Annotated in this window: 26 protein-coding genes and 3 pseudogenes; 13 read left to right on the top strand and 16 right to left on the bottom strand. The window is 62.9% G+C overall.

Annotation, left to right across the window (positions count from 1 at the left end; genetic code table 11):
* Window positions 1–513 precede the first annotated feature (513 nt).
* The 10 genes and pseudogenes from QE392_RS17535 to QE392_RS09160 all read right to left on the bottom strand — a co-directional run.
* A pseudogene (locus QE392_RS17535) lies at window positions 514–1,386 on the bottom strand (recombinase family protein); the annotation flags it as partial.
* Between the two features lie 299 nt (window positions 1,387–1,685).
* Window positions 1,686–2,066 carry a hypothetical protein gene (locus QE392_RS09200; protein ID WP_307450899.1) on the bottom strand — a complete coding sequence of 127 codons (381 nt, stop codon included), beginning with the start codon at window positions 2,064–2,066 and terminating at the stop codon, window positions 1,686–1,688.
* 115 nt (window positions 2,067–2,181) lie between these two features.
* Window positions 2,182–2,628: a hypothetical protein gene (locus QE392_RS09195; protein WP_307450897.1), complete on the bottom strand. Its 447-nt coding sequence runs from the start codon at window positions 2,626–2,628 to the stop codon at window positions 2,182–2,184.
* A complete protein-coding gene (locus QE392_RS09190) occupies window positions 2,625–3,485 on the bottom strand; it encodes a replication-relaxation family protein (protein ID WP_307450895.1) in 861 nt (286 codons plus the stop codon). Before QE392_RS09190 ends, QE392_RS09195 begins: the two co-directional genes overlap by 4 nt.
* Before the next feature lie 301 nt (window positions 3,486–3,786).
* Window positions 3,787–5,967, bottom strand: a complete 2,181-nt coding sequence (locus QE392_RS09185) for a type IV secretory system conjugative DNA transfer family protein (RefSeq protein WP_307450893.1) — start codon at window positions 5,965–5,967, stop codon at window positions 3,787–3,789.
* Window positions 5,964–6,233 carry a hypothetical protein gene (locus QE392_RS09180; protein ID WP_307450891.1) on the bottom strand — a complete coding sequence of 90 codons (270 nt, stop codon included), beginning with the start codon at window positions 6,231–6,233 and terminating at the stop codon, window positions 5,964–5,966. The genes QE392_RS09185 and QE392_RS09180 overlap by 4 nt, the downstream gene beginning before the upstream one ends.
* A gap of 10 nt (window positions 6,234–6,243) precedes the next feature.
* Window positions 6,244–6,420: a hypothetical protein gene (locus QE392_RS09175; protein ID WP_307450889.1), complete on the bottom strand. Its 177-nt coding sequence runs from the start codon at window positions 6,418–6,420 to the stop codon at window positions 6,244–6,246.
* Between the two features lie 65 nt (window positions 6,421–6,485).
* Entirely contained in the window at window positions 6,486–7,115 is a 630-nt protein-coding gene (locus QE392_RS09170) for an MT-A70 family methyltransferase (RefSeq protein WP_307450888.1), read from the bottom strand.
* 266 nt (window positions 7,116–7,381) lie between these two features.
* Window positions 7,382–7,675 carry a hypothetical protein gene (locus tag QE392_RS09165; RefSeq protein ID WP_307450886.1) on the bottom strand — a complete coding sequence of 98 codons (294 nt, stop codon included), beginning with the start codon at window positions 7,673–7,675 and terminating at the stop codon, window positions 7,382–7,384.
* A complete protein-coding gene (locus QE392_RS09160; RefSeq protein WP_307450884.1) occupies window positions 7,675–7,974 on the bottom strand; it encodes a hypothetical protein in 300 nt (99 codons plus the stop codon). Before QE392_RS09160 ends, QE392_RS09165 begins: the two co-directional genes overlap by 1 nt.
* 128 nt (window positions 7,975–8,102) lie before the next feature.
* On the opposite strand from QE392_RS09160, the gene QE392_RS09155 reads away from it, so the two are divergent.
* From QE392_RS09155 to QE392_RS09140, 4 genes are all read left to right on the top strand, one after another.
* Window positions 8,103–9,257 (top strand): hypothetical protein, encoded by a 1,155-nt coding sequence (locus tag QE392_RS09155; protein ID WP_307450882.1) that lies wholly within the window; start codon window positions 8,103–8,105, stop codon window positions 9,255–9,257.
* Between the two features lie 534 nt (window positions 9,258–9,791).
* The gene (locus tag QE392_RS09150; RefSeq protein WP_307450880.1) at window positions 9,792–10,478 is read left to right on the top strand and encodes a PhzF family phenazine biosynthesis protein; all 687 of its coding nucleotides are present in this window, start codon (window positions 9,792–9,794) and stop codon (window positions 10,476–10,478) included.
* A complete protein-coding gene (locus QE392_RS09145) occupies window positions 10,459–11,982 on the top strand; it encodes a toll/interleukin-1 receptor domain-containing protein (protein WP_307450879.1) in 1,524 nt (507 codons plus the stop codon). The genes QE392_RS09150 and QE392_RS09145 overlap by 20 nt, the downstream gene beginning before the upstream one ends.
* A gap of 32 nt (window positions 11,983–12,014) precedes the next feature.
* Entirely contained in the window at window positions 12,015–12,650 is a 636-nt protein-coding gene (locus QE392_RS09140; protein WP_307450877.1) for a hypothetical protein, read from the top strand.
* 444 nt (window positions 12,651–13,094) lie between these two features.
* On the opposite strand, the gene QE392_RS17530 is transcribed toward QE392_RS09140, so the two are convergent.
* Both QE392_RS17530 and QE392_RS09135 read right to left on the bottom strand, forming a co-directional pair.
* The gene (locus tag QE392_RS17530; RefSeq protein WP_373426455.1) at window positions 13,095–13,391 is read right to left on the bottom strand and encodes a helix-turn-helix domain-containing protein; all 297 of its coding nucleotides are present in this window, start codon (window positions 13,389–13,391) and stop codon (window positions 13,095–13,097) included.
* 62 nt (window positions 13,392–13,453) lie between these two features.
* The gene (locus QE392_RS09135) at window positions 13,454–13,807 is read right to left on the bottom strand and encodes a DUF6907 domain-containing protein (RefSeq protein WP_307450875.1); all 354 of its coding nucleotides are present in this window, start codon (window positions 13,805–13,807) and stop codon (window positions 13,454–13,456) included.
* 259 nt (window positions 13,808–14,066) lie between these two features.
* On the opposite strand from QE392_RS09135, the gene QE392_RS09130 reads away from it, so the two are divergent.
* The 8 genes from QE392_RS09130 to QE392_RS09095 all read left to right on the top strand — a co-directional run bounded on the left by QE392_RS09130 (window position 14,067) and on the right by QE392_RS09095 (window position 18,486).
* Complete coding sequence (locus tag QE392_RS09130) at window positions 14,067–14,492, top strand: hypothetical protein (protein WP_307450874.1); 426 nt, start codon at window positions 14,067–14,069, stop codon at window positions 14,490–14,492.
* A 92-nt stretch (window positions 14,493–14,584) separates the two neighbouring features.
* Window positions 14,585–14,893, top strand: a complete 309-nt coding sequence (locus tag QE392_RS09125; protein WP_307450872.1) for a hypothetical protein — start codon at window positions 14,585–14,587, stop codon at window positions 14,891–14,893.
* On the top strand, window positions 14,836–15,105 hold the full coding sequence (locus tag QE392_RS09120; RefSeq protein ID WP_307454077.1) for a MotA/TolQ/ExbB proton channel family protein: 270 nt from the start codon (window positions 14,836–14,838) through the stop codon (window positions 15,103–15,105). Before QE392_RS09125 ends, QE392_RS09120 begins: the two co-directional genes overlap by 58 nt.
* A 60-nt stretch (window positions 15,106–15,165) precedes the next feature.
* Window positions 15,166–15,717, top strand: a complete 552-nt coding sequence (locus tag QE392_RS09115; protein WP_307450870.1) for a hypothetical protein — start codon at window positions 15,166–15,168, stop codon at window positions 15,715–15,717.
* A 134-nt stretch (window positions 15,718–15,851) separates the two neighbouring features.
* On the top strand, window positions 15,852–17,159 hold the full coding sequence (locus tag QE392_RS09110; RefSeq protein WP_307450868.1) for a hypothetical protein: 1,308 nt from the start codon (window positions 15,852–15,854) through the stop codon (window positions 17,157–17,159).
* A 63-nt stretch (window positions 17,160–17,222) separates the two neighbouring features.
* Window positions 17,223–17,567, top strand: a complete 345-nt coding sequence (locus QE392_RS09105; RefSeq protein ID WP_307450866.1) for a histone-like nucleoid-structuring protein Lsr2 — start codon at window positions 17,223–17,225, stop codon at window positions 17,565–17,567.
* A 188-nt stretch (window positions 17,568–17,755) separates the two neighbouring features.
* A complete protein-coding gene (locus tag QE392_RS09100) occupies window positions 17,756–18,040 on the top strand; it encodes a transposase (protein ID WP_307450864.1) in 285 nt (94 codons plus the stop codon).
* 68 nt (window positions 18,041–18,108) lie between these two features.
* Window positions 18,109–18,486 (top strand): IS3 family transposase, encoded by a 378-nt coding sequence (locus tag QE392_RS09095; RefSeq protein ID WP_307450862.1) that lies wholly within the window; start codon window positions 18,109–18,111, stop codon window positions 18,484–18,486.
* On the opposite strand, the pseudogene QE392_RS09090 reads toward QE392_RS09095, so the two are convergent.
* Window positions 18,487–19,903 (bottom strand): annotated as a pseudogene (locus QE392_RS09090) (IS30 family transposase).
* A pseudogene (locus QE392_RS17585) lies at window positions 19,904–20,047 on the bottom strand (transposase); the annotation flags it as partial.
* On the opposite strand from QE392_RS17585, the gene QE392_RS09080 reads away from it, so the two are divergent.
* Window positions 20,012–20,554 carry an IS3 family transposase gene (locus tag QE392_RS09080; RefSeq protein WP_444875308.1) on the top strand — a complete coding sequence of 181 codons (543 nt, stop codon included), beginning with the start codon at window positions 20,012–20,014 and terminating at the stop codon, window positions 20,552–20,554. The pseudogene QE392_RS17585 and the gene QE392_RS09080 overlap by 36 nt on opposite strands.
* Before the next feature lie 277 nt (window positions 20,555–20,831).
* Here the strand turns inward: QE392_RS09080 and QE392_RS09075 are convergent, their stop codons facing one another.
* Both QE392_RS09075 and QE392_RS09070 read right to left on the bottom strand, forming a co-directional pair.
* Window positions 20,832–22,757 carry an ABC transporter ATP-binding protein/permease gene (locus QE392_RS09075; RefSeq protein ID WP_307450858.1) on the bottom strand — a complete coding sequence of 642 codons (1,926 nt, stop codon included), beginning with the start codon at window positions 22,755–22,757 and terminating at the stop codon, window positions 20,832–20,834.
* On the bottom strand, window positions 22,754–23,479 hold the full coding sequence (locus tag QE392_RS09070) for a hypothetical protein (RefSeq protein WP_307450856.1): 726 nt from the start codon (window positions 23,477–23,479) through the stop codon (window positions 22,754–22,756). The genes QE392_RS09075 and QE392_RS09070 overlap by 4 nt, the downstream gene beginning before the upstream one ends.
* Window positions 23,480–23,860 lie beyond the last annotated feature (381 nt).

Below are 23,860 nucleotides of genomic sequence, written 5' to 3'. Positions count from 1 at the left end.
CGCTGACAGTTTCTGCTCCGTCTTCTCGAGGCGCGCACTCATCGCCGCCCGGTTGCGGAGGATGCCGTTCATACGCTTCTGCACGACTTCGCGGGGTAACGTGCCATCGGCGGCCAGATCGACGAGGTTCTCCTCCTGCTGCGCCAGCTTTTGCAAATTCTCGGTCAGTTGCGTGTGCAGCGACCGTGCAGTCGCTTGATCGCTCTCGACCGTTCGGCGTAGTCCGGCACGAGCTGCCTCGATGAAGCCAGCGCTGACCCGGAGGCGCCCCCAGTACCGTTCGACTGCATCCTCGATGCGAGCCATCTGCATGTACGGCGCATCGCACAACTTCTCCTGGCTCCGGCGGCAGAAGAAGTAGTCGTACGTCCCGCCGCGGCCGTTGACGTGCGCGATGATCACGCGCCCGTATGTCTTGTCGGTTGCGAAGCAGTGACCGCAGTACAGGGTGCTCTTCAAGTAGTGATGATGAACACGCTGCCGCTCCCCCGTTGCCCGAGCTGCAACAACGTCTTGTACACGGCCGAAGAGGTCACCATCTACGAGCGGCTCGTGACGCCCTGGGTAGATGTCGCCTTTGAAGCGGGTGAAGCCGAGGTAGTACGGATCTTGCAGCAGTCGTAGCAGCTGGTTGTCGGAGAGCTGCTTGGACGACCGACGCGCGGATGCCCGCGTCGTGAGCCCCCGCAGGTACAGCTCGTCGGCCAGCGCCGGAATGCTGTAGCTTCCCGTCGCGTAGAGCTCAAAGGCCAGCTTGATCAGGTGGGCTCGGTCGGGGTCGGGCTTCACCACTCGGATCTCGCGGTCCGCGACCCTCTCCCCGGTGTTTATGTATCCAAGCGGCGCCATGAAAACGGTGCCGCCCTTCTTGGCCTTCTCGCCCAGCTTGTAGGCGATATCCGCGCCATCCTCCGCAGAGCGGTACTGGTTGAAGGCCGATAGGATGCCCTGCATGAGCTGACCTACCGGGCTGCCATCAATACTTTCCGTCGCCGAGACTAGAGTGACGCCGCGCTGCTGCAACTGCATCATGGTGAAGGCTTCGTCGTACCGATTCCGGTGGAGGCGGGACAGCTTGTAGACGATGACGTAGTCGACGTCTCGCTCGGCGCGAATGCGTTCGAGCATCTGCTGGAAGCACGGGCGACCGGCGGCCTCGGTGCCGGACAGCCCCGCGTCGACGTACTCCCCCACGATCTCGAGCCCCATCTGCTCGACCTTCTTGTGGCACGCCAGACGCTGCGCGGGCAGTGAGATGCCCTCCGGGTCGTAGTCCGTGTCTACTTGTTTTTTGCTGCTTACGCGAAGGTAGACGACGGCGCGCACCCCCCGCTCAGCACCTGGTACTCCAGTTGCCGTGCTGCCCTGAGTTCTGCCGCGACGCATCTGCGGCGCGTTCGCGAAACGCTCGATGTCCACGACCTGGGCGCCACGCTCCGGCGAGTGATCCACGTCGGTCGTGGTTGCGGAAGTTTCATGCATCATAAGTGCCTCCTTTCTGCCCGCTTCGTGGCGGACGTAGCTCCTTGATTTACGCTCACTTCACCTCTTAAGTCGAGATGTGTGGTGATGTGGAATTTGCATCATCATCTGGGGAAAAACCCAGCCGGTAGCAGGCCCGGGTGGTGCCGTGATGGGGCGTGGGGCCAGGCGGCTGGCTGCGCGTCTGGCCCCGCGGGGTGACCTCACTGCTCCGCGATCAGGAGAGTGGTGCCGTGTCGTTCGAGCACGCGTTGGTGCTTTCTGATGGCGGTCTTCGTGAATCCGCGGTACAAGGGGCTCGGCACGATGAGGATGTGCGCGGGTTGCTCCTTGATGCAGTCGAGCATGTTGGTCAGGCGCGATCCCCGGTCCCAGCGTGGGACGTCCCACAGGGTGATTAGACGACGGAGATTCAGGCCGTGGCGCTGGGCTTCGGCTTCTGCGATCTCGCACTGTTCGTCAACCGTGAGGCTTCCGTACCGGGCTGGTGATCGTCCGGTCAGCGTGTTCTCGATGAGGATCAAGGCGGCGACCTCGTCGTCCCTCCTGTCCGAACCTGTCTTGTTGGTGTTGGTGCTTTGCATGGTCGCCTCCTTTCATGAGGTCGGCCGGGGCCGCCGGGGTGTTTCCGGTCTGTTTAGTTTTTCCTCACCCGGTGGGCGAGCCGGTACCCGCCCCCGTCACCGGGGCCGGAAGTCTCTACTTGTAGAAGACGTGCCACCAGCCGTCGAGGCGGACGGTGTCGTAGGTGTCGAAGATGCGCCCGTCGATAACGGTGTGGTTCCAGGTGAGGTGGTCGTCGGGGATCCCCTGCTCGTTCATGACCTTCTTCACGGCGTCGAGCCAGCCAAGGCCTTCGAGGACGTCGCGGCGGAACTCGGCGAAGGTTTCCCAGGCGTCGACGTAGGCGTCGTGGAAGGTGTCGGTCAGGTTCTCGGCGGCGAGGTTGGTGTCCTCGAGCAGGAGGTACGCGGCGAAGGCGGCGCCGTTCTCTTTCACGCCGTGCAGGATCCGGAGGGCGTCGTCGGGGTCTTTCAGCTGCGCGAGCGATCGTTCGACGGAGGCGGCGGCTTCGGGGCCGAAGCGGTCGTCGCCGTCTTGCGGTTGTGGGTGGCGGTCGGGCGGGGGTGGCAGTTCGGGGCTCATGGGGTCCTCCTTTCGGGGTGAGGTGATGCGGCTTTGTCTTCGGGATCGTCCGGGTCGCTGAGGACGGTGAGGAGCTGGTCGGGTGTGGTGCAGAGGAAGAGCCGGTCGTCGAGGCGTGAGTCGTCCTGGATAGCCGCCTCGAGGCGGGCCGTGCGGGCGGGTGTGGGCAGGAGCCAGAGGACCCGGGGGAAGACGCCGTGCTCCGTCTGCGCGCGGCCGGTGGCACGGTAGACGGCGTACGCGGCGCACTTGGCGAGCAGGACGGGGATGCTCTCGGTGCCGAGGTCGACCTCGATGTACCAGTGATCGTCGTACTCGGCCGTTGCCAGGTGGACGGTGAGGTCGGGCTTCAGGATGGTGGCCACACCACGATCGCTGAGGAATGGTCGCCACGAGTCGGGCTCGAGGGTGACGCGTTCGAGGGTGAAGGCGCCGGTGCGGGCTCCAGTGATGAGGGCGACGTGGGCGTCGGTGACGGCCAGGGTGTGGGCCAGGAACGGGGTGGAGGCGCTCGCGAAGCGGCGACGGCGCGCACCTTCGGGCCGGGTGAGGCGTTCACCGGGGGCGTCGAGGTACCAGATGCTGGCGGCGGACCCACGGGCGGTGCCACCGACGCGGCGCTCCAGACGAGCCACCAGCCGGTGGTGCAGGAGCCGGTGCAGGACGCGGATGCAGGCCCGGGTGCCGGCGGTGGCGGTGGCGTGGCCGGCGAAGAACACGTCCCGCAGCTGGGTGGTGGTGGCGTACCGGTGGGTACTCAGGAACTGGAGGATGTCGTCATCACGGGGCGAGAGCTCCGTGCGCAGCAGCACCAGCTTCGACGGTCCAGCACCGGTCCGCGGGAGGCGCATCATCATGACCGTCCCCCTTCGCAACCGACACGGTCTTGATGGCCTTCGTGGTCGCTGCGGGCGTCATGGTCGGCGTGGTCTCCGTGCCCTCGATGGACGTCACCGTGGTGGGGACCGTCTCCCTGGGGCTTGGCGAGTTGGTGGGCGTTCAGGGACTCCGCCAGGGGCGGAGTAGTCCGCTCCCAACTCGGCCCAAAAGCCCCGGGATCACGCGGGAGAACGGGGTGCGAAGTTCCGGCGACTGGACGGTCGACCGGACGAGCGACCGGACAGCCCGCTCCTCTTCTGATGAGTGCGAGTTCGGCGGTCATGCTTCACCTCGTGGGCGGCGGCCGATGGGCTCGTCGTCCGGAACTTCACTCGAGCCGTTACCTCTCGGGGTGATGCCGGTTTCATTACTTGTTTTCTCACCCGTCGGGTCATCGTTGTCGTTGTCGTTGGGGGTGGTGGTGGGGTGTGCGCCGTAGCGGGCGTGGCTTTCGGCGAGGATGCAGTCCGGGTGGGATACCGCGGCTGGGGGTGGCAGGGTGATGGCCGAGAACCAGCCGGACTGCACCCCACCGGCGAGCAGGTCGACGTAGACGTGGTACGGGGGCAGCTTCATCACGTCCTCGGGCGTCAGCGAGGAGTATTTGGTGACGGCGGCGGCGTCGGTGGGGTCGGCTTGGAACTGGATCTTGTTGCGCGCGTTGGCGGCGATGCCGGCCAGCAGGCTCGCCGGTAGCTGGGCGCGGTGTTGGTGGGCGAGGTGCCAGGCGACGTTCATCGACCGGGACTGCTCCAGCGCTTCACCGAGGTCGGACTCCTGCTTGACGAACATCTGTGCTTCGTCGAGGTAGATCGACACCGGGCGGCGCTGCTCCTTCGGCACCCCTGCCCGAGCCAGCGTCAGCTGCCACAGCTGCGATACGAGTAGCGACCCGACCAGCTCGGCGGCGACCGGGCCGAGCAGCCCCCGGTTGAGGGGGACGATCAGGATCCGAGGTTTGTCGAAGAGGTCGCGGAGGTTGAAGCGCGGGGTGGGTTGGTCGAGGACGGCACGGATGCTGGGGCGCAGCAGGAACTGCCGCAGCCGGGTCAGGACGGGGCCGACCATGTTCGCCTTCGCGCCCGGGGTAAGGGCGTCGTACTGGGCCCAGAACTCCACCAGCGACGGGTCAGGCAGTCCCGCCGTGTGGCGGCGACGGAACGGGTCATCCATGAGGAGCCGGGGAAGGTCGGCCAGGGTGGAGCCGGTCATGCCGGCGAGGGTGAGGAGTGAGGCGTGGACGGCGTCGCTGGTGCGCGGGCCGAACGCCGACGGGAACAAGCTCCGAAACACGGCAAGGAGCCGGTCGGCGACGAGGGGCGCATCGTCCCCGGCTCCGGCGAACGGGTTCAGGCCGACCGGTTCGGGGCTGATCGGGTCCAGGACGACGACGTCCCCGGCTCGGTGGTCGGGGATGACGGTGAGGGTGTCCATGGCGAGGTCGCGTTTGGCATCGATGACGACGACGCTTCTGCCTGCGGCGATGTCGGCGGCGATCAAGTTGACCATCACCGTGCTCTTCCCCACGCCGTTCGGCCCCATGATGTGGGTGTGCCGGACGGCGTCTTTCATGGAGATCCCGACAGGGAGGCTCGGGCCGGGTGCGGTGGTGCGGGCGAACACCCGCTCGATGCTGGGCGTCACCCCGGTCGGCGGGCTGAGTAGGCGCGGGTAGATCGGCGGCATGCCCGCCAGCGGGCCGTCGCCGGTGGGCCACCCGACGAGGCAGAGGGCCTCGGCGGCGGTGAGGCGCAGCGGCTTCTTCGCCGGGATGACCGCCAAGTCGACCAGGTCCGGGCGACCGGAGACCAGGTCAATACGGGTCGACCCGGTCTGGAGTTGCCGGAGGGCTGCCAGTACAGCGTGCACCAGAAGACGGCGGCGCACCGGGCTGGCGGCGGTGACACCGACGCGGATGGTGGCGCGGAAGCGGTACTGGGCGAGCTTGTCGCGCAGGTCAGCGCGGACCTCGGGTTGGGCGGGGCGGGTGCCGACGGTGACGAGGTCGAAGATGGTCAGGTTCGGGTCCGGCGTGAACGCCGGCATCGGCTGCGGCGGGACACTTGCGCCCAGGATCACCTGGAGCACGAGCACGTCGCCCTTTCCGGTGGCCTGCGACAACGCCGAGTAGAGCGCGCGTAGCGCCGCCCCTGACGTATCGAGACTCAGGCCCAGGTGGCGCTGACGGATCCGCACCCGCCCAGCCCGCTCCACCGGGACGCGGGCGCCATCGAGCTCCGTGACCGAGACGCCGGGAAGGAGACGGCGCAGGCTGCTGCCGACGCTGGAGACGGTGACGCGGTGCCCACCGAGCAGATGCCGGATGACACCAGCCTCACTCCGGGCCTCGAACACCACCGGCCCACGCGCCTCATCCGCCGCAAGCGTTTCGAGAAACCCGAGGGCCGCGGTGGCGTCGAAGGGGCGCGGCCAGTGCAGCTGACGCCAGGCCTCGGTCATGGGCGCCCTCCGTCCGTCTCGGTGTCGGGCTTGTCGGTGTCGCTCATCGGCGGGGAGATGTCCTCGTCGACGACCACGGGCGCGCCGTCGACGGTGGGCTCGGGAACGGGCGGCGTCTTCTTCGCCTGTTCCATGGCGGCGTGTTCGAGCAGGGCGCGGGCGAGCTTGTCGTAGTCAGGCTTCTCGCGGCGTTCGGCGCGAACGCGGATGCGGTACTCGCGGCGCGGACGGCCACGGCCACGGCGCGGCTGCGATGAGCCGGTCATGAGCGGCCCCCTACCGAAGCCACCGGTCGCGCCGCCACCGAAGGAGCAGGGCGGCGACCCAGATCAGGACGGCGACCACCGCGAGGGCGACCAGCCACCAGATGATCTGTCGGATGATCCAGACGGCGGCCCAGAGCATGATGCAGGCGAACAGCACCGCCCACGCGGCGGACACGAACCGGGCCACGGGACCCTTCTCCGGCGACGACACGAACAGACTCCTTCAGGTGGCGAGAGGCATGGGCGGTGGTGTCAGGCATGGGGCACCTCCGACGGCGTGGTCGGGTCGCTCGGCACCGGGTAGCCCGGGATGGAGACGTCGGAGTCGACCTCGTTGCCCCAGACCTTGAAGCCCGGGAACGGGCGACGGGCGAAAAGCTCCAGGTAGGGGCCGGGGCTCATCCGCTGCACCATGACGTGCACCTCTTCGGGCTTGTGGGAGTGGGCCTGGCGGGGCAGCATCGCGAACGACCGTTGGCCGCGGAATGTCACCGGGAGGCTTCCTTTCACGCCGAGCAGCAGCGTCTCGTGGGCGTGGCGGAAGTACTGGCCCAGGCCCATCTGGTCCTTGCCCCAGATGAACTCGTCCACGAAGCGGAACCCCCAGGCCTCCATGACCTCCTCGGCGATGCGGCGGACCGCCGGGTAGCACCAGAGGTAGAGGTGGGCGTTGTCGGCTGCGAGGTCGCAGACGGGCATGGCGGCGATGCGGTCGATCGACATCAGGTCGTAGTGGGAGATCGCGCCGTACTTGCCCTTCTGCCCCGAGTTGCCCCACGGCGGGTCGGCGATGATCGTGACGAACGTCTCCGCCGTGGTCGACGCGCCAGGCGGGGCGTCCTCCGGCGGCGTGGTGGTGACGATGATGTTGTTCTCGGACATGTGAATCCTCCTTTCGGCAGCCGAAGTGAAGAATGCGGGCACGCCGAACACCGCTCGTGGTGAGGGGGTTCGGGCGGACCGCTGGGACTGCTGCCCTTACTTATGACGGACCCGGCACGGTTCGTAAACCGTCCGGTCGCTCCAACATGGATTCCGTAAAGACGGATCCAAGAATTCGCCCGCGTCCAGGCGAGGTGGCCTCTCTTGTGAAGAGAACTCTAGGGCGACGGTGACGGAGGCCACCGTCGCCCCAGGCTTCCCTCCCTCTACGGCACGCGGCCGGTCGTGAGATAAGCGCGAGCGACCATCTGCTCGCTCGTCTTCAGCGCAGCGACCCGCTCTTCGGCAAGAGCATCAGCGAGCGCCAGCACGGTACGACGGAGTTCCGCCTGCTTCCGTTCGAGTGCTCGCTCGATCTCCGCGCGGCGCTCCTGCTGCCGCACGGTCAGCCAGGTATCGACGTAGTCGATGGCGAGGGCCAGGACGTACAGCAGGCCAACACCAACGCCCACCCAGAACACGAAGACAAGCACGCCCCAGAAGATGTCGAGGATGGTCATCAGAACCGGCTCAAACGGTTAGCGGAACCCGCCGCGTGTCCGCGGATGAGTCCCTCGTAGATGTCTGCACCGCCGGGGTCGACGGCGATGTGCGCTCGGGCCTGCAACACAAGCACCGAGACATTGCTCATCGCCTGCGAGGCCAGAAACGCGCGGGCCTGCTCCTCGACCGCGAAGCGCTCGGTGCGCAGCTCGATCTCTTCCTGCTGACGCTTGGCCTGGCGCGCCAGGCTGCCGCTCAGCTTGCCACCGCTCTGGGTCGTGACCGACCCGAACAGCGGCACGATGTCCATTGCCATGTTCTCTCCCTCCTCGAGAGCGAGTGTTTCTCGCTGTTCTCAGCTAACTGAGGCGTGCGTCGCATGGGGTGGGCACGACGAAGGTCAGGAACGGGGCAATAGTCGGTGAAGTCGGGCAATATGAGGGCATGACGGGGGAAGTCACACCCACCTTTGACGAGGTGCTCGAGGACGTCCTGCAGGTACGCGCCCTCGGCATCGGCCGGCTCCGCGCACTACAGCCGCAGGCGCTGCGGCGCATGGCTGTGCTGTGTGACCTCACCGACGGGGCTGATGCTGAACCTGCGCCGATCGTTCGCCTGCTGCGCAACGCCGTAGACGCGCTCGGCGGCGGCTCGCTGCAGGAAGCGGCGGAGTACTCGCTCGGCCTGTACCCGGGCACTGCACTGTGGAGCTCGGGTCAGCGCCGCAAGAGCGCCGCGGAGCAGTACGGACTTGTAGCCGAGACATTCCGGAAGAAGCCCGAACGCGAGCTCCTCGGACAGGTCGTTGAAGCCATCCTCGAACAGGCTCATGACGCGCGGCTCCGACAGGCCAAGATTGCCATGGAGTCGAAGCGGCACCCCGCTGACAGCCGCCTGGCCGTTCAGTGGGTCGAACGGTTCGAGGCGTACTACCGCATCTGGACACCCGTGTCCGGTCTCGCCGCAGCCATCGAAGCCGCCATCGCCCATTACCAGGACGAACCACTCCCGCACCTGCCGTGGGACGAGAACAGCGAACAGGCGTACGACCCGGTCGAATACGCCCGCAGCCAGGCGCGAGAAGCACTCCACTTCTACGTCAAGTTCCTCCTCGAGCGGAAACGGTTCATCAGCAAGCACGGCGGGCTCTGGCTCGCGTCAGACCCCGACACGGAACAGGCGATCGCAGACGCGGTGTACCGGATCGGCTGGCATAACGACTTCTTCCGCGACGACGAGGCCTGGCTGAGGCGACAACTAGCCGCCAGCGGCGGCGAAGAACTCGACCACTTCTGGGAAATCGTCCTTGCGTTCCCCCGCGGCCAGGCCCTCCACGCGCAGTGGCAACAACAGATCGCCCAGGCCGCAGACGTACAGATCGAAGAGCAACGCGCGGCGAGCCAGCCACACCTGATGCTGGCTGCCTGCGAGGACTACATGAGGCTCATCGATGCGGAATGGGACCAGATTGCGGACTGGTACCACCTGCCGAGGCAGGCAAGGGCAGCCGTAGGGGGTGCTCATCTGTACGACCACCTTCTTGCGGCGTCGAAGAGGTCGAAAAATCTCGTGAGGGACACGGGCCAGGACATCGAGTAGTGCACACATGCGCGGCTGCGTTTCGCACGTTCCGAGCGAATCAATGCGAGGCTCTCGAGCAAAGCAAGCCATGTGCCATGCGCGCGGGACTTCAGTTCGTCGGGGCGGTCGTCTCACGAAGGAAACTGGACGTGCGGCCTAGGGAGCCTGACTGCAGTCCGGTTCCATGCGGTACTGCCACCAGATCGACCTCTTCTGCGTACCCGACATCAACGCACGCGCGACGCAAACGATGCCGACTCGTCAGAAGGTGGGACCTCAGCCTGCGTGTTCAGGCGAACCCCGCGGGAGTGCGAGCGTCGTCCCTCTGCCGGGAGGCCCATTGTCACGTTGGCGGTTGACGATTGACCTATTGACCGAGAGGATCTGCGTAGGCGCTGACACCGACTGCTGCACGCTGGGCAGTCAAGCTCGCTGCTCACCCACTGACGAAGCAAATTCTGATGGGCCCGCCGCAACGCGAATTTCCAGAATTCCTCGAAATCTATATAGAAACTTTGAACTATTTGACTACTAGATGTAGAATGGAGCAATATGAGATCTGTCCACGTTAGCGTTCGACGTGTTTTCGCCAACAAAGATGGCCAGTTCGGGAATCCCGTCGGCCTGGTCGCCGACTCTCCGGATTATGATGACGACCTGCGTCAGCGTATATCGCTAGCGACAGGCTTCAGCGAAACCATATTTATCACATCATTCACGGTTCCATCCGTGCGAATATTCACTCCGCAAACGGAAATAGATTTCGCCGGGCACGCCCTCGTCGGTGCAGTCAACTACATCTCGGAAATCGGCGATCAAGAGGTTACGAGTGTGGAGACTCGCGCGGGCCGGGTTGAAGCCTGGAATGACAACCGAGGAACTTGGGTTCGATCTGCTTTAATTTCCACGCCGCCGTGGATGTTTGAGAGGCTGCCAAGCGCTGAGGCGGTAGAGGATCTAACCGGACCCTTGGACCCCTCACAAGGCTACACAGTTTTGTGGTCGTGGTCAGATGAGCCGAGCGGCATGGTGAGAGCAAGAACCTTCGCGGCTGATTGGGGTATTCCGGAGGATGAGGCGAACGGTTCAGGCGTGATGAAGCTGGCCGCAACTCTCGGGCGAGAAATATCTGTACTACACGGGGTGGGCTCAGTAGTTCGCGGTCGCCCTAGTGGCCCGGGGTATGCGGAAGTTGGCGGGTTTGTCTCCTCCGAGCGGGATGTCGAAGTTTCCGTCTAAGGCGCACAATCGCTCGGTATTTATCTCATATACTGCAGCCGCGAATGCATGGGCCGACTGGGTGGAAGCTGAGATAACGTCGCTCGGGCTGAGCGCAATTCGCGATGTCACAACTTGGAGAGCTGGCGACGAACTTCAGACACAGATCAACGCTTCCTTGAGATCGGCGACAGTATTCCTGTCGCTGCTAACTCGCGACTATTTCGACGTTGAACGCTGGACGAATGACGAGTTCAGAGCCGCCTACGGACTCTCGAGGGCGGAGAGAATTAGGATTGTCGCTCTCCAGGTCGAAGATATCGACCTCCCAGCGTTGTACGGAGACCTGTTGAGGGTCGACCTTCGTAATCTGGACGAATCAGAAGCTCGACGAGCATTACGCGAGCAACTCGTGGGGAAAGCAGCCGCTTCAGATCTGGACCCTCAAGATCAATCGAATTCAGTTTCATTTCCACCGCGCACTCATTACGAGGAGAGCGACATGAGCAGTTCTCGGTACCTCAGCGCCTCCCGCAAGGCAGCACTCGACTCGCTAGCTTTCGTAAAAATGAACATGGGGGACTTGGATTCTTCGCTAATCGATCTGTGGGCGCGGGAAGCAACTGGGCTATCGAGAGCGTACGCAAACACGGCCCCGCAGATAATTCTTGAGAAGACGACTACCGTTAGAGCTCAGGTCCAGACGGCGATAGAAGCGACGCGGTCGCCTTCTGAGCTGACTGATCTTTATCGAATATATGCACAATGCTCGGGCTTGCTCTCGTATGCAACGCTCGATCTTGGTGATACCCAAACGTCCTATCAACATGCGCTCGCTATGCAGAAGAGTGCTCGCATGGGTGACGCGGAAGCCTTATTTGCCTGGGGTGCGGGCACTCAGGCTATGATTTTGCGCTTCGAGGGCTCGTTTGACCAGAGTCTTGCAGTGACAGAGAACGCTTTGCGCCTTTCGCTCAGTAGTTCGGCGGCTGCCCGCCTGCACGCACAGAACTCCCTTGGGCACTCCGAGCAACACGCGGAGGAGGCCACTATTGAAGCCGTGCGACTCGCGGAGGAGGCTTTTGCTTCCAATGTTAAGAGCGAGAAATTCGAGGTAGGAATCTTCAAATTCCCTCTATCGAAGCTTCACTACTATGCCGGCAGTGCACTCCTTGGGCTCGACTCGACCCATGCGCCAGAAGCGGCTGAAAACTCGGAGACCGCAGTGAGGCTTTTTGCTCACGGCGATCCAGAGGATCGGTCTTACTCAGATAAATTGATCGCATGTATTCACCTGGCTACCGCATACCTTAAGTCAGACAATCTCGACGCTGTACCTCTAGCTTTGAGACCCGTCTTCGACGCCCCTGTTGATTTTCGAACTGCGTGGCATTTTCAATGGTTGCAGCGGCTGATAGACAGCATGAGCGCCTCCAGACGGTACCAGCGGTCTAGAATCGCCGCTGATGTCGCGGAACTATTCGAAGACTACAAGTCCCAAAAGACCGGCATCCCGGGAACCTGATGTTTGTAAGTGCAAGGAGTTTCGCCGAGTATGTGATGATGTTCAATTTGGGGGACCTTGAACTCCGGTCACAACTGCTCGATGTAGCCGCAGGCGCCGCTAGCTTCACTGCGGAGGCGTGCCATCTTGGCTATGACGCTGTTGCGCTTGATCCCTTGTATTCGCTAGATCTCTACGCGGTTGTCGATCGAGCGATTGGGGGCGTTGCGGAGGCGTGGGAGAATGTGAACGCTCAGGTGAGTTCATTTCAATGGGATGGTTTTTTCACGGGGCGGGAGTCTCACGGCCTTACTCGACTGACTTCAGCTGCCGCCTTCTTGAATCATCTCATGGAAGCCCCGGAGCGCTACATTTCACATAGCATGCCAAATACGAATATTCCGAGCCGCGCGTTCGACACGGTACTCTCGTCTCACTTTCTATTCACGCACGCAGCATCATTGTCGCCTGAAGCCCACGTCAGAATAACGCTGGAAATGGTCCGCCTAGCCCGCGCGGAAGTACGGATCTACCCATTAGTGGGTTTCTATGGTGATGCGACGAGGCATTTGAATGTGGTGCAGAGTGAACTTTCTCGACGCGGGATCGAGTGGGAGGTCCGAGACTCAAGTTACAAGTTTCATCCAGGCGCCGATTCATTCTTGCGCATTATCGCTCCGCCCGAGTGACAAATCACCTCGGTGCTAGCGACGCAATTGCCGCCACTACCGTCGTCGCAATAATCAGCGTTAAGTAAAATGGCCCTACGGAAGCGCTCGCCATAGTTCGCAAAATTGAAGGTACTCCGGGCATATATGGTGTCGAGTCAAGCGAGAATGCTCCGACCTGGGGGGTGTCGTTAGCCGCCGACACGTAAAGTTTACGAAATGATCTTTCGAGGCGTAGATAGTAGGCGTCTAGGTACCAAAACCCAACGAGCGGTACGGATATAGCGAGGCCAAAGATGAAAAGTGTGTCGAAAGATATCGCCACGGCCACGAGGGCCGCTGATAGCGTGAGGCTCCATGTTTTCGTGGCGGCTGAATTAGATGCCATTCGATTGATCACTTGCTGAATCATGCTCAGATGGGCGATCTTCTCCTGCTCAGACACGTCTTCCTTTCGGTGTGAATTCACTCTCCCGGCACACGGGATCGCGCGTATTGCAGCTTAGGCGCACCGTCCTCACCTGAGAGGTTAGCCTCATCGTGTTGCTCGGGTGTTCTGAGAAGCTCAAGCGGATCTACGTGCAAGTCCGCGGCGAGCCGTTCGACTGATCGCAGACTCAAGTTCCGTAGCCCTTGCTCGATCCCCCCAATGTAAGTCCGGTGGTACCCCAGCTTCTCGGCGAACTGCTCCTGGCTGAGGCCGAGCTTCTGCCTATGGGCGCGGAGGTTGCGCCCGAGTGTGCGCTGAAGGTCGCCTTCCATCCCCTCAGCACATCGCCGCGCTACTTATCAATCTACAGACTGATAAGTAGCGCGGACCGATGCTACGCGCTGCGCTTCCCAACGCGGACCGCGTCCTGCACGGCCGCGACAAGCCGCTCGGCGCTCTCGAGCGTTAGGCAGAAGGTGCGAACCCGTTCGGACCCGACGCCGAGCAGAACATAGGCGGTCGTCGAACCCCAAGGTCGCTCAAGCGCGACATCGAACGCCACCGCCGTGTCCACCAGCTTTTCTCCGGGCACACCGCCCAACGGGGCGAGTTCGACAAGCGGCAGCTCGACGCACGCGCTGTAGTGCCAGCGCTGGTCGGCGTTGCCTTGGTGTTGGTGGTCGGCTACGCACCAGGGCGGGCAACGCTCTTCCTTGTCGGTGTCATCTACGGCGTCTCCTACAGTCACGTTTTCTTCCCCCAAGTCCGCCCACGTCGACGCGGGTGCGCGGTCTCGCACCGTAGTGCCCGACGCCCGCGGAACGGAAGACATCTGTCGACGTGGATCTGACGGCACCGGAGGCGACAGTCGACACCCGCGCTTGCCCCCACGCGTCGACAGATCGCGCCCGGCCAGTGCACCTCGGAACGTCTTGTGTATGGAGCAAGCCTGGCACATGTGCTACTCATAAGTAGCGAGCCGCGAATGGTTCGCGGAAGGAGGAGCCATGCACCCTCGACCCATCCCGCGCGGGTCTAGCGAGACAAGCGCCGTCGTCATCCTCACGGCGGTGACGGTGGTGGTGACGGGCTGTGCTCCGACCCGGAGCGTGGAGGCGTTCTGCTCGACCATGGATAAGCACAAGACGGCCTATCTCGAGCAGATGAACAGCGCCGACGGCGGCAGCCTCGGCGGACTGTTCTCTGCTGTCGGGGCGGTGGGGGATCTGAAAATCATGTGGGACGAACTGGCCACGGTCGCCCCGTCCGAGATCCAGGCGGACGTAGAGTCGGTGGCGGAGACCTGGAAGAAGCAGGAAGACAACGCCAGCAACGGCAACTGGCTCGGCTCCCTCTCCACCGCGCTGCTCAACAGCGGCGCCATCTCCCGCGTCGACACCTACGTCCGCGAGAACTGCGACGCCCGCCCCTGAACCCTCCCCGGACGAGCCGGACCCGGCAGTCCGCGACTTTGTAACTGCCATCTCCGACACGCGCCACCTGCACACCCGAAAGGACCCTACCTATGAGCTCCGAGAACCCCCGGCCGTCGGCTGGTCGCGAGATCGCGTCCGAAGCATCCTCCCTCGCCATCGAAGCCACCAAGGACGCCATCGGCGGGCTGTTCTCCACGGCCCTGATGTACGTCGGGATCTTCCTCACCATCCTGCTGCCCATCGGCGCGCTTGCGGTCGGCGTGATCACGCTGCTGCTCGCTCTTCGGACGGGCCGCTCAAAGTTCATGCCGATCCTGACCATCGTCGGCGGCGTGGTGTTCTGGATCCTCTTCAAGAACCCCTTCGGGCTGCTGCCCGCTCTTCTCGCGTCCATCTGACGCAGAGAGAGACGGACATCATGAACGCTGCAGCCCTCTGGATGGCCGGCACCATCCTCGGCCTCATCATCTGCTTCGCCGGAATCGTCAAACTCGTCGTCATCGGCTACTACCCGAACGAGTACCTCCCGGCGCTCCTCGCCACCATCATCGGCCTCGTCATCGCCGTCCCGTGCCACGTCATGCACCGCCGCGCCAAGGAAGAGAAGTAGATGAGAGGCTGCGCCGACGCCTGCCAGAGCACAGACCCGCTACGCCGCATCGCGCTCGCGGTGACCACAGCGCTCGCGCTGGCGACCCTCGCCAGCTGCGCTGCGCCGTCGGAATCGACGAGTGGCCTCGATGCCCCGGCGGAGTCAGCATCGGCCAGCCCGGATGAGGTGAGTGCCGCGTGCGCGACGTTGCTCGAGAACTACTCCGCCTCGCTGGAGTCATCGTCGACGGGACGGGACCACCCAGGCAACTACACCGTGCAGGAGGCCACACCAGCTGACCTCGCCGCCCTGCTTCCACCGGGCGCTCTGGACGGCACCCGGGTCGACTGCGTGATCTCGGCCTACAGTTCCGTCGTCGAGTCGACGCAGGTCACGGGTGTAGTTCTCAGCCCGTCCGCAGACGACGTCACATCCGTGCGGGACGCCCTCACCGCGGCCGGGTGGGAACCGGACGTCATTGAAACGGGTGTCTCGTTCCGCGGACCGGAGCCGGAAATGCCCGGTGCGCAGACGTACGTCCTCGACGCCGCCACCGCCGAACAAATCGGCGTCCCTACCGGCGCATTCGCCGTCATCGCGGGCCGATGGGACCTCTGGGGTGCCTTCTAAATCCCACACCCAGCCCAGCGCACGTCTGGCAACGCCGTAAGCACGCCCAATCCTCAGCGACAACGATCTGCGTTGTGACGCCCTCTCGGTCGGAGACCCGTATGAAACCCGCACCATCCGTCGCCCTTGCCCCCATGGTCCTCGCCCTGACGCTGATGGTGGCGTCCTGCAGCGCGAGCGACCCTGCTCAACCCGTCCCGCCGGCTGGGGTAGACACCACGGCGCAAGTTCCGTCGCCCGCGGCCGAGCCCGCCATCGTCTTCGAAGATGTCGCCCTCGAAAGTGACGTCATCGAAGCGTCCGGCGCACACATTGTTCTCATGCGCGGGGACACCCGGGGCATGGCCACCCTCTATTCCACGGCGCAGCAAGACCCGGCGAGCATCGCCCTCAATGTTGAACCTGGGGAAACCGTTGAAGGCGTCAGCTGGGCGGTTGAACAAGACGAGGACGCCGATCCCGTCGCCGTCGCGCTCGTGTACATCGCTACCGAAGCGTCCGGCCTGAACGCCACCCCCGACAAGATCCAGATGCGCGTCTACAACGACACCGGCACCGAACTCTCCCGCACCGACCTCCCCAGCGACATCACCGGCACCCCGTACGAGCCCGGCGACCTCGGCGGCGCCACTCCCAGCCGCTACTTCACCGTCGTGAACGGCACCGCCGTCTTCACTACCGAACTCGCGGGCGGCACCTACGCCGCCCTCGGCTACGACGTCACCACCGCGACAGAGACCTGGCGGGTAACAGGGACAGAAGAACCAGCCAAGACCGGCGCCTCACTCGCAAACGGCTGGGTCGCCCTCGACTGGCAGGACGCACTGACCGCCCTCGATCCCACCGACGGCAGCATCAAGTGGACGAGTGGCCGCGTCTCAACTGTCTCCGCCGAGGGCGATACGCCTTACGTTGTAACGACGGAACGGTCGCCGAAATCCGCCGAACGCTACCGCGTCAAGTTCCTCGACAACGAAACCGGCGCCCCACGCGTACTCCCCGACGACGTCGTCAGCTACGCGGTAGACCCGCTCACCGGTGAGTCAGCGTTCCGGCTATCGGTGTGGGACGACCGTAAGCTGTCAGACAAGACCGGGCTTGTCGTGCGCAGCGTTGACAACACCGATATATATGTCGTCGACGCGCAGAAGACAGCCGACGCCGGCGTCCAAGACATTCTCGCCATGTGGAACGGGTACGCCTGGATCGAAACCAGTGCAGGAAAAGATGTCATCGTCGCAGCGACCGGTGACCGCGCTCCCGGCATTTCTACCGGCGACACCGTGCTCCGCGTCCCCGAATACGCCAGCAAGAACTGGACCATCACCAAGATCGACGGCGGAACCTTCGGCCACGACGCACTCATCCTCACGCGTCACCCCGGCGGAACCACCAATCTCGATGACTTGAACGTCCTAGTACCGGCACCCACGGCTGATTAGGCGTGGTTTGATCCGTGACATTCCCTGGAAATCGTTATATACGCGTGTAAGGTTTCGCTCATCATGGCTACCAAACACATCGCACAGCTCATCGACGACCTCGACGGCACCGTCATCGACAACGGCGAAGGGAAGCAGATCACCTTCTCGATCGAAGGACGCGCTTACGAGATCGACCTCTCCGACACGAACGCCGACAAGTTCTACAAGGCGCTCACGCCCTACGTCGACGCAGCCCGCTCCGTGAAGACCGGCCCGTCAACTCGCGCTAGCCAGTCCTCCCGTCCGAAGAGCGATGTTGACCTCGCTGCTGTGCGTGAGTGGGCCCGCGCCAACGGGCACACGGTCAGCGACCGTGGCCGGGTTCCCGGAACGGTCATCGACGCGTACAAAGCCGCCGCCAACTAATTAAGCGCCACATGTAAAGTGTCTCCGCGCCGTCTTGCGAGATTGCTCCGCCAAGCCTTTGTGATTTCAAAGCGGGCCCCACTGCGGAGGCTGACGTCCGCGGAGACGGTTTAGTTGCAGGGGGAGCTTGACCCGGTTTCCCGAACACCTGAGTTGAGGCGATGATCGTCTCGGAAGGAGTCCGTGAGATGCCTGCTGCCCACCCGCCGGAGTTCCGGCGTCGAGCCCTGGATCTTGTCGCCCAGGGCAACCCCGTCGGGCAGACCGCTCGTGATCTCGGCATCAGCGAATCGTGCCTTCGGAGCTGGATGAACCGCGACGCGATCGACTCCGGCCGCAAGGCCGGTGCCACCTCCGATGAGCACAAGGAACTCGTCGAGCTGCGGCGCCGGAATCGGGTGCTGGAGATGGAGATCGAGATCCTCAAGCGTGCGTCGGCGTACTTCGCGAGAGAGAACGTGCTCCCAAAATAGGGTTCCGGCTGGTCCAGGAGCTCGCCGCGGACGGAATCCCTGTCGCGGTGGCCTGCCGGTTCCTGAATGTGTCCACCTCCGGTTACTACGAATGGGCTTCTCGACTACCGTCGCCGCGAGCGATCGCGGACGCCACGCTTACGATGACGATCCGTCGCATCCACTCCGCCTCCCGAGCGACCTACGGCGCCCCACGGGTGCTGGCGGAGCTGCGGCTGGGCCTCGGTGTTCAAGTGGGCCGCAAGCGCGTAGCGAGGCTGATGCGACTCGACGGGCTGGTCGGCGTCTCGCATCGTCGGAAGCGACAGGCGTGGAAGCCTGACACCGCCACCCACGAGGATCTCGTGAAGTGGCAGTTCCGAGCTGATGCGCCGACCCGGCTCTGGCTGACCGATATCACCGAACACAAGACGGCTTGGATTCCAGCAGTCGTCGCAACACGTTGATCACGAGGCCTTCAGTAAAGCAGCCATTAGCTCGGCCGGGGTGTCCCAGTCCAGCGATTTGCGTGGGCGTCCGTTGAGTTCCTGAGCGACGGCCAGAAGGTCGTTGGCGCTGTGCGCGGCGAGATCCGTGCCCTTGGGAAAGTACTGCCGGAGGAGACCATTGGTGTTCTCGTTGCTGCCGCGTTGCCAAGGTGAGCCGGCATCGGCGAAGTAGACCTCGAAGTCCGTCGCGGTGGTGAAGGCGCGATGTTCTGCCATCTCCGCGCCCTGGTCCCAGGTCAGGCTGCCCCGCAATGATGAAGGCAGATCTCGAACGGTCGCGATGAGCGAGTCACGGACGGCTTCCGCGGTCCGGTCCCGCCCGAGATGTCCCAGCATCACGAAGCGTGTGGATCGCTCGACCAACGTGGCCATCGCGGAGCCGCCCAACGCTCCAATGATGAGGTCTCCCTTCCAATGCCCTGGGATGTCGCGGGAATCGACGACGGGCGGTCGGTTGCTGATGGCGTTCATCGGATCGACGAATCGTGGACGCCGCGCGTCGGCCTGCCGGTGTGGTTTACGCGCAACCCGACCGCGCCGCAGTTGCTGTCCGAGTGATCGCTTGAGCTCACCGCGGGCGTGGACGTAGATCGCCTGATAGATCGTCTCGGTGCTCACGCGCATCTCCGGAGCCGCCGGAAAGTCCTTGACCAGTCGGTGACTGATCTGTTGCGGCGACCACTTCATCTCAAGTTTGGTCTGCACGTAGGAGCGAAGTGCAGCGTGGGCGAGGATCTTCGGCTGACGCGGTCTGGCTCGCCGCCTGACCGAGAGTCGGTGCGCGGGTGTGGGGCATGTATCCGCGGGTGGAGACCGTGTTGCGACGTAGCTCCCGGCTGATCGTCGACGGCGACCGGCCCATCTCCTCCGCAATCCGTCGTATCGAAAGCCCGGCCCGGCGCAGGTCCTGGAGCTGTTCTCGCTCGAGAAGGCTGACGTATCGACCGTGGATGACCTTCTCCACGATGTTCAGATCGACGCTTCCGCCGATCGCACGGGATCTTCGTTCGGACACGTCCCCATTGTTCTGCTCGGGGTAACGCACGATGCGACCGTCGGGGTAGATCCTTCCGCGGCTGATGATGGTGATGCCCTTGTCCCAATCGGTTGCCGACCTGGCGTCTGCGCCGACTCGTGCCCGGGCTTCCGCGCGCGTAAGCCCCGCCGCCCTCAGACGGAGGAACTCCTCGCGTCGGAGGTTGACCCGGCGTGCTTCGCTCGTAGAGATTCCCGCCTTCCGCGCCCACGCGTACGCGGTGGGGCGGTGGATACCCAGCTCGCGTGCGACGGTCGAGATGATCTGACGCTCGCGAACAAGCCGCAGGAACTGCTCCTTCAATTCCGGCGGGTAGATGCGCGGGGTCGCCCGCTGCATCGTCAGCCCAGTCTTGCGCAGCCAGTTGTATCCGGCGTTCTCGTGGACCCCAGCCGCTCGTGCCGCCGCGCGAACGGTCCCGCCTCGGTCAAGAACTCGGAAGAACTCATCCTTCTGCTCGTCGGTGTACTTCTTCTCCGCCACTGCAACACCTCTCCGCTAGGCCTTGCGACGACTGCTGGAATCCAAGCGAGAGACGGATGGGTCTACTGCGCCGCGGTGATCGACGCGTTCTCGCGTCGGATCGTGGAGTGGTCGATCTCGGATCGGATCACCGCGGAGATCGTCGTGGACGCGCTCGAGATGGCCCGCTGGCGGCGCCAGCCCGAACCCGGAACCATGGTTCACTCCGACCGCGGAGCGCAATACACCAGCTGGCTCTTCGGACACCGGCTGCGCCAAGCCGGACTCCTCGGATCGATGGGCAGAGTCGCCTCCAGCGTCGACAACGCTCTCATCGAGAGCTTCTGGTCGACGATGCAACGGGAGCTGCTGGACCGCACGAACTGGGACTCAAGGACGCAACTCGCGTCGGCGATGTTCGAATGGATCGAGGGCTTCTACAACCCCCGCCGCCAGCACTCCGCGCTCGACTACCTCAGCCCCGCCGACTACGAAGCCCTTCACACCACCGGCGAAATCGCGACATGATCAACACACAAGAACCGTCCGGGAAACCGGGTCAAGCTCCGTCTTCTACGTATTCAGATGTGATGTGGATCCCGAGTAAACCTCAAAGTTCCGCTCACGCGAACCGGCGACGGAGGACGAGCCATGTTTTTCGTCGAGGAATCGCGAGCGCCGAAAGATCGAGTCAAATCTGATCGTCAGCGTAACAGAGGCGAGCGCGTATCGGGGAGACACGCCCGGCGCGCCGCGATGGAAATGGCTGCGTTAGGTGGTCGCCGTAGGCTCACCGCCTAGGTCTCTACTCGCGGAGCGCCTGAGCCGGGGCAAGCCGAGCGCCCCTAATTGCTCCGCCAACCGAGGATATGGCCCCGGTTAGCCCGCCCAGGGCAACCCCAGCCGTGATCTGCAGCCAGGAAAGGCTGAGAGCCCACCCCTGTAACGTCGCCATCATGACGAGTGTGCTGACCCCGACCGAGCAACCAACCAATCCTCCTACGATGCCGATTATGACCCCCTCACGCATGAACAACCAGGCAATTGAGGCACGAGAGGATCCTAAAGCTCTACGAAGTCCAATCTCGCGTCGCCTGTACAGCACCGCTGCGCTGAGGGAACTTGACGTTGACAAACAGGCAACGACGAGAAGGATCGCGGCAATGACGAGAAACCAACCGCCGAGACTCGCACTCACGGCAGTGCGCAGTTCCGCCAGGTCGGCGGTGCTCTGCGCGGTGTATCTAGTCGGGTCCGTCGGATCGAGAGTTATCGGAACGGCTTGAGCGACGGCGTGAGCCAGCCCCGGTTCTGTTTGAATCACCAAGGTGGGGGTAAGCCCAGGGCTCAAACGTCTATCTACCGCCGCGTTTGGGAAGATGAGAGAGTTGTCCAGATTCGAATGAGTACGATCGCCTGAAACTATTCCTACGACGTCGTAGGAGACTCCTTCTATCCATACTTGAACCCCGGGCGAAGCATTCGAGATACCAAGTGAATCGGCGGCACTGCGCCCGACAAGAACTAGTCGCGTCGCCATCTCCTCATTCTCGAAAAGATCCTCCCAATCCTCGGAGTTTGCAACGCCAAGCACCGCTAGAGTACCCGCAGAGCACCCGATCATTGTCCCTGAGAATCTCGTTGTCTGAGAAACCGTCGGAGGGAGACGCGTCGCCGTCAGGCGTCCGTCAGAGACATTGTAAAACAGCCCAGCTGCTCTTACCCCGGGTATCTTCAGGACCGAAGCGACGTCGTCCTTCGTCACTGGCGGGTCGGTCGTCTCCGTCCCAATGCGAACTTCGTCGAGTGCAGCGTCGTTAAATATAGCGGTTACGTCCGAACTCGCGGAAGCACTTACGCCGAGCCCTGCCACGACACCTGCAATGCCTAGCCCGATGACAGCTATGTTGAAAAGACTTTTTGATCCTCTTTCGGCCACACTAGCTAGACTGTCGAGGAAGCGGTCCCGTAACCGATCGAGGCGCGATGCGCTTGCGTGGTGCGGCTGAAGATTAAGGTGAGAGGGCGAGGGCACATTGGTAGCATCGGTGGTATCTGAGACCACTTTCCCATCGCGAAGAGTAATCATCCGCTTCGCGATGGAGGCGAGGTGTCCGTCGTGAGTCACAACAACGATAGTGGCGCCGTCGTCGTTCAGCGATAGAAGAAGTTTTTCGATTCCTGCAGCGTTAGTCGAATCCAAACTCCCTGTGGGCTCGTCGACGAGCAATACTTTGGGTTGACTTGCGATCGCGCGCGCTATTGCCATGCGCTGCCGCTCTCCGCCGGACAGGTTCATCACAGCATGAGCCTTGCGTTTCGAAAGGCCCACCTTGGCAATTGCATCTAATGCTAGGCGCCGCCGTTCCGCGCTCGCTAGGCCGCGCAACATCAGCGGTAGTTCAACGTTCTCCTGCACTGTTCGAGCATCGACTCCATATGATTCCTGGAATATGAAGCCAAACTCGACACCGCGGAGCCTATCGAGCTCGGCGCCCGATAGCTCCGCGCAGCTTCTGCCCTCGATCGCATATTCACCGCTGTCGGGCTTATCAAGAAGGCCCAGAATGTTCAGCAGGGTTGACTTCCCTGACCCTGACGGACCAGTGATTACGACAAACTCTCCTTCGCATATCTTGAGGTCAACACCGTCAACTGCGACGGCCGAGGTGGTCTCAGCCCCGTACCGACGCGTGACGCCACGTAACTCAAGTAATACTTTTTTTGTCATGGCGTGATTCGAACTGTATCGCCCGCTGCGATAGATCCCGACGCGAGCAGCGCCCAACCAGATTCCTCAGACGATACCTCGACATCGACCCTCTTATATTCGCCGCTGGTATCGCGGCGCTCTACGTACTCCGAGCCCGAGTCTGATCGGATGGCGATGAGCGGCACCGCCACCTTCGGCTCGCTATCCAGCGAAAATTTTACGGATGCAACAGCACCGGTGACGCCCGTTAATGGGACATCCAACCTGATTCGAACATCTTTGCCAGGGAAATCGCTCCCGCTCTCAGTACCGTCTGCTTCCCTAAATTCGCTTACGTCGACCACCGTCCCGCGCTGGCTGTCCGAGAGCCCGGGGATATCGATGGTCGCTACAGTGCCATTCGACAACTCCTCACTCGAAACAACATCGACGCGAACGGTGACTTCACTCACAGGAGAAACAGCTTCGAAGATTGGCGACCCGATGCTCACTTCCGCACCTTTTGAACTCACCTTCGAAACGATCGATTCTGTAGAAGTAAGACGCACAATCTGCGCCAATGGTAGAGTCGCACCCGCCGGGTCACCTGGAGCGATGTATCCAAACTTCTGAAACATTTGCGCGATAGCCTCTTGAGTGCCTGTGTCGAATTTTTCGGCATTCGCGTCTACCGCATAGCCAGCTTTAGAGAGCGCGGCATTGAGGCCCGCGATATCGGGCCCTGACATGCCCAGTCTCATGTCCCTATATGGCTGTAGGGAAATTTCGAGGCCAAAGACAGGAGTACCCGAAACCGCAATGAGGGGTTGGGCATTCGGAACTGCGTTCGCTACTTGGATTGGCACGTCCGTGATGACCGCTCGCTGCGCGCCCTCCGGTATCCAGGAAGAAACCACGACATCGGGTGAAGACTGAAGAGTCGCGATAGAGGGAGGCAAGCTTGGTGTCCGATCTACAGCGGACGCGGACACCTCAATCTCGGCGACGGCGTTATCTGCGATCTGACGCTGACCAGCTTGGAGCGTGTACCCGGCGCAGAAAGCTACTGCGAGCAACCCGATCGAGACTATTGTTACTGTGATCATCCATCGGTGCGGACGGGCTCGCCGTCGTCGACGATG

Source organism: Microbacterium proteolyticum (assembly GCF_030818075.1).
Classification (GTDB): Bacteria; Actinomycetota; Actinomycetes; order Actinomycetales; family Microbacteriaceae; genus Microbacterium; species Microbacterium proteolyticum_A.
This window is presented reverse-complemented; position numbering and strand designations above follow the sequence as displayed.

Excerpts from the sequence above, each read along its gene's own strand:
- QE392_RS09200 (WP_307450899.1), bottom strand. The coding sequence starts at position 2,066 with ATGCAAAGCACCAACACCAACAAGACAGGTTCGGACAGGAGGGACGAC.
- QE392_RS09195 (WP_307450897.1), bottom strand. The coding sequence starts at position 2,628 with ATGAGCCCCGAACTGCCACCCCCGCCCGACCGCCACCCACAACCGCAA.
- QE392_RS09190 (WP_307450895.1), bottom strand. The coding sequence starts at position 3,485 with ATGATGATGCGCCTCCCGCGGACCGGTGCTGGACCGTCGAAGCTGGTG.
- QE392_RS09185 (WP_307450893.1), bottom strand. The coding sequence starts at position 5,967 with ATGACCGAGGCCTGGCGTCAGCTGCACTGGCCGCGCCCCTTCGACGCC.
- QE392_RS09180 (WP_307450891.1), bottom strand. The coding sequence starts at position 6,233 with ATGACCGGCTCATCGCAGCCGCGCCGTGGCCGTGGCCGTCCGCGCCGC.
- QE392_RS09170 (WP_307450888.1), bottom strand. The coding sequence starts at position 7,115 with ATGTCCGAGAACAACATCATCGTCACCACCACGCCGCCGGAGGACGCC.
- QE392_RS09165 (WP_307450886.1), bottom strand. The coding sequence starts at position 7,675 with ATGACCATCCTCGACATCTTCTGGGGCGTGCTTGTCTTCGTGTTCTGG.
- QE392_RS09160 (WP_307450884.1), bottom strand. The coding sequence starts at position 7,974 with ATGGCAATGGACATCGTGCCGCTGTTCGGGTCGGTCACGACCCAGAGC.
- QE392_RS09155 (WP_307450882.1), top strand. The coding sequence starts at position 8,103 with ATGACGGGGGAAGTCACACCCACCTTTGACGAGGTGCTCGAGGACGTC.
- QE392_RS09150 (WP_307450880.1), top strand. The coding sequence starts at position 9,792 with ATGAGATCTGTCCACGTTAGCGTTCGACGTGTTTTCGCCAACAAAGAT.
- QE392_RS09145 (WP_307450879.1), top strand. The coding sequence starts at position 10,459 with ATGTCGAAGTTTCCGTCTAAGGCGCACAATCGCTCGGTATTTATCTCA.
- QE392_RS17530 (WP_373426455.1), bottom strand. The coding sequence starts at position 13,391 with ATGGAAGGCGACCTTCAGCGCACACTCGGGCGCAACCTCCGCGCCCAT.
- QE392_RS09130 (WP_307450874.1), top strand. The coding sequence starts at position 14,067 with ATGCACCCTCGACCCATCCCGCGCGGGTCTAGCGAGACAAGCGCCGTC.
- QE392_RS09125 (WP_307450872.1), top strand. The coding sequence starts at position 14,585 with ATGAGCTCCGAGAACCCCCGGCCGTCGGCTGGTCGCGAGATCGCGTCC.
- QE392_RS09110 (WP_307450868.1), top strand. The coding sequence starts at position 15,852 with ATGGTCCTCGCCCTGACGCTGATGGTGGCGTCCTGCAGCGCGAGCGAC.
- QE392_RS09105 (WP_307450866.1), top strand. The coding sequence starts at position 17,223 with ATGGCTACCAAACACATCGCACAGCTCATCGACGACCTCGACGGCACC.
- QE392_RS09100 (WP_307450864.1), top strand. The coding sequence starts at position 17,756 with ATGCCTGCTGCCCACCCGCCGGAGTTCCGGCGTCGAGCCCTGGATCTT.
- QE392_RS09075 (WP_307450858.1), bottom strand. The coding sequence starts at position 22,757 with ATGACAAAAAAAGTATTACTTGAGTTACGTGGCGTCACGCGTCGGTAC.
- QE392_RS09070 (WP_307450856.1), bottom strand. The coding sequence starts at position 23,479 with ATGAGACTGGGCATGTCAGGGCCCGATATCGCGGGCCTCAATGCCGCG.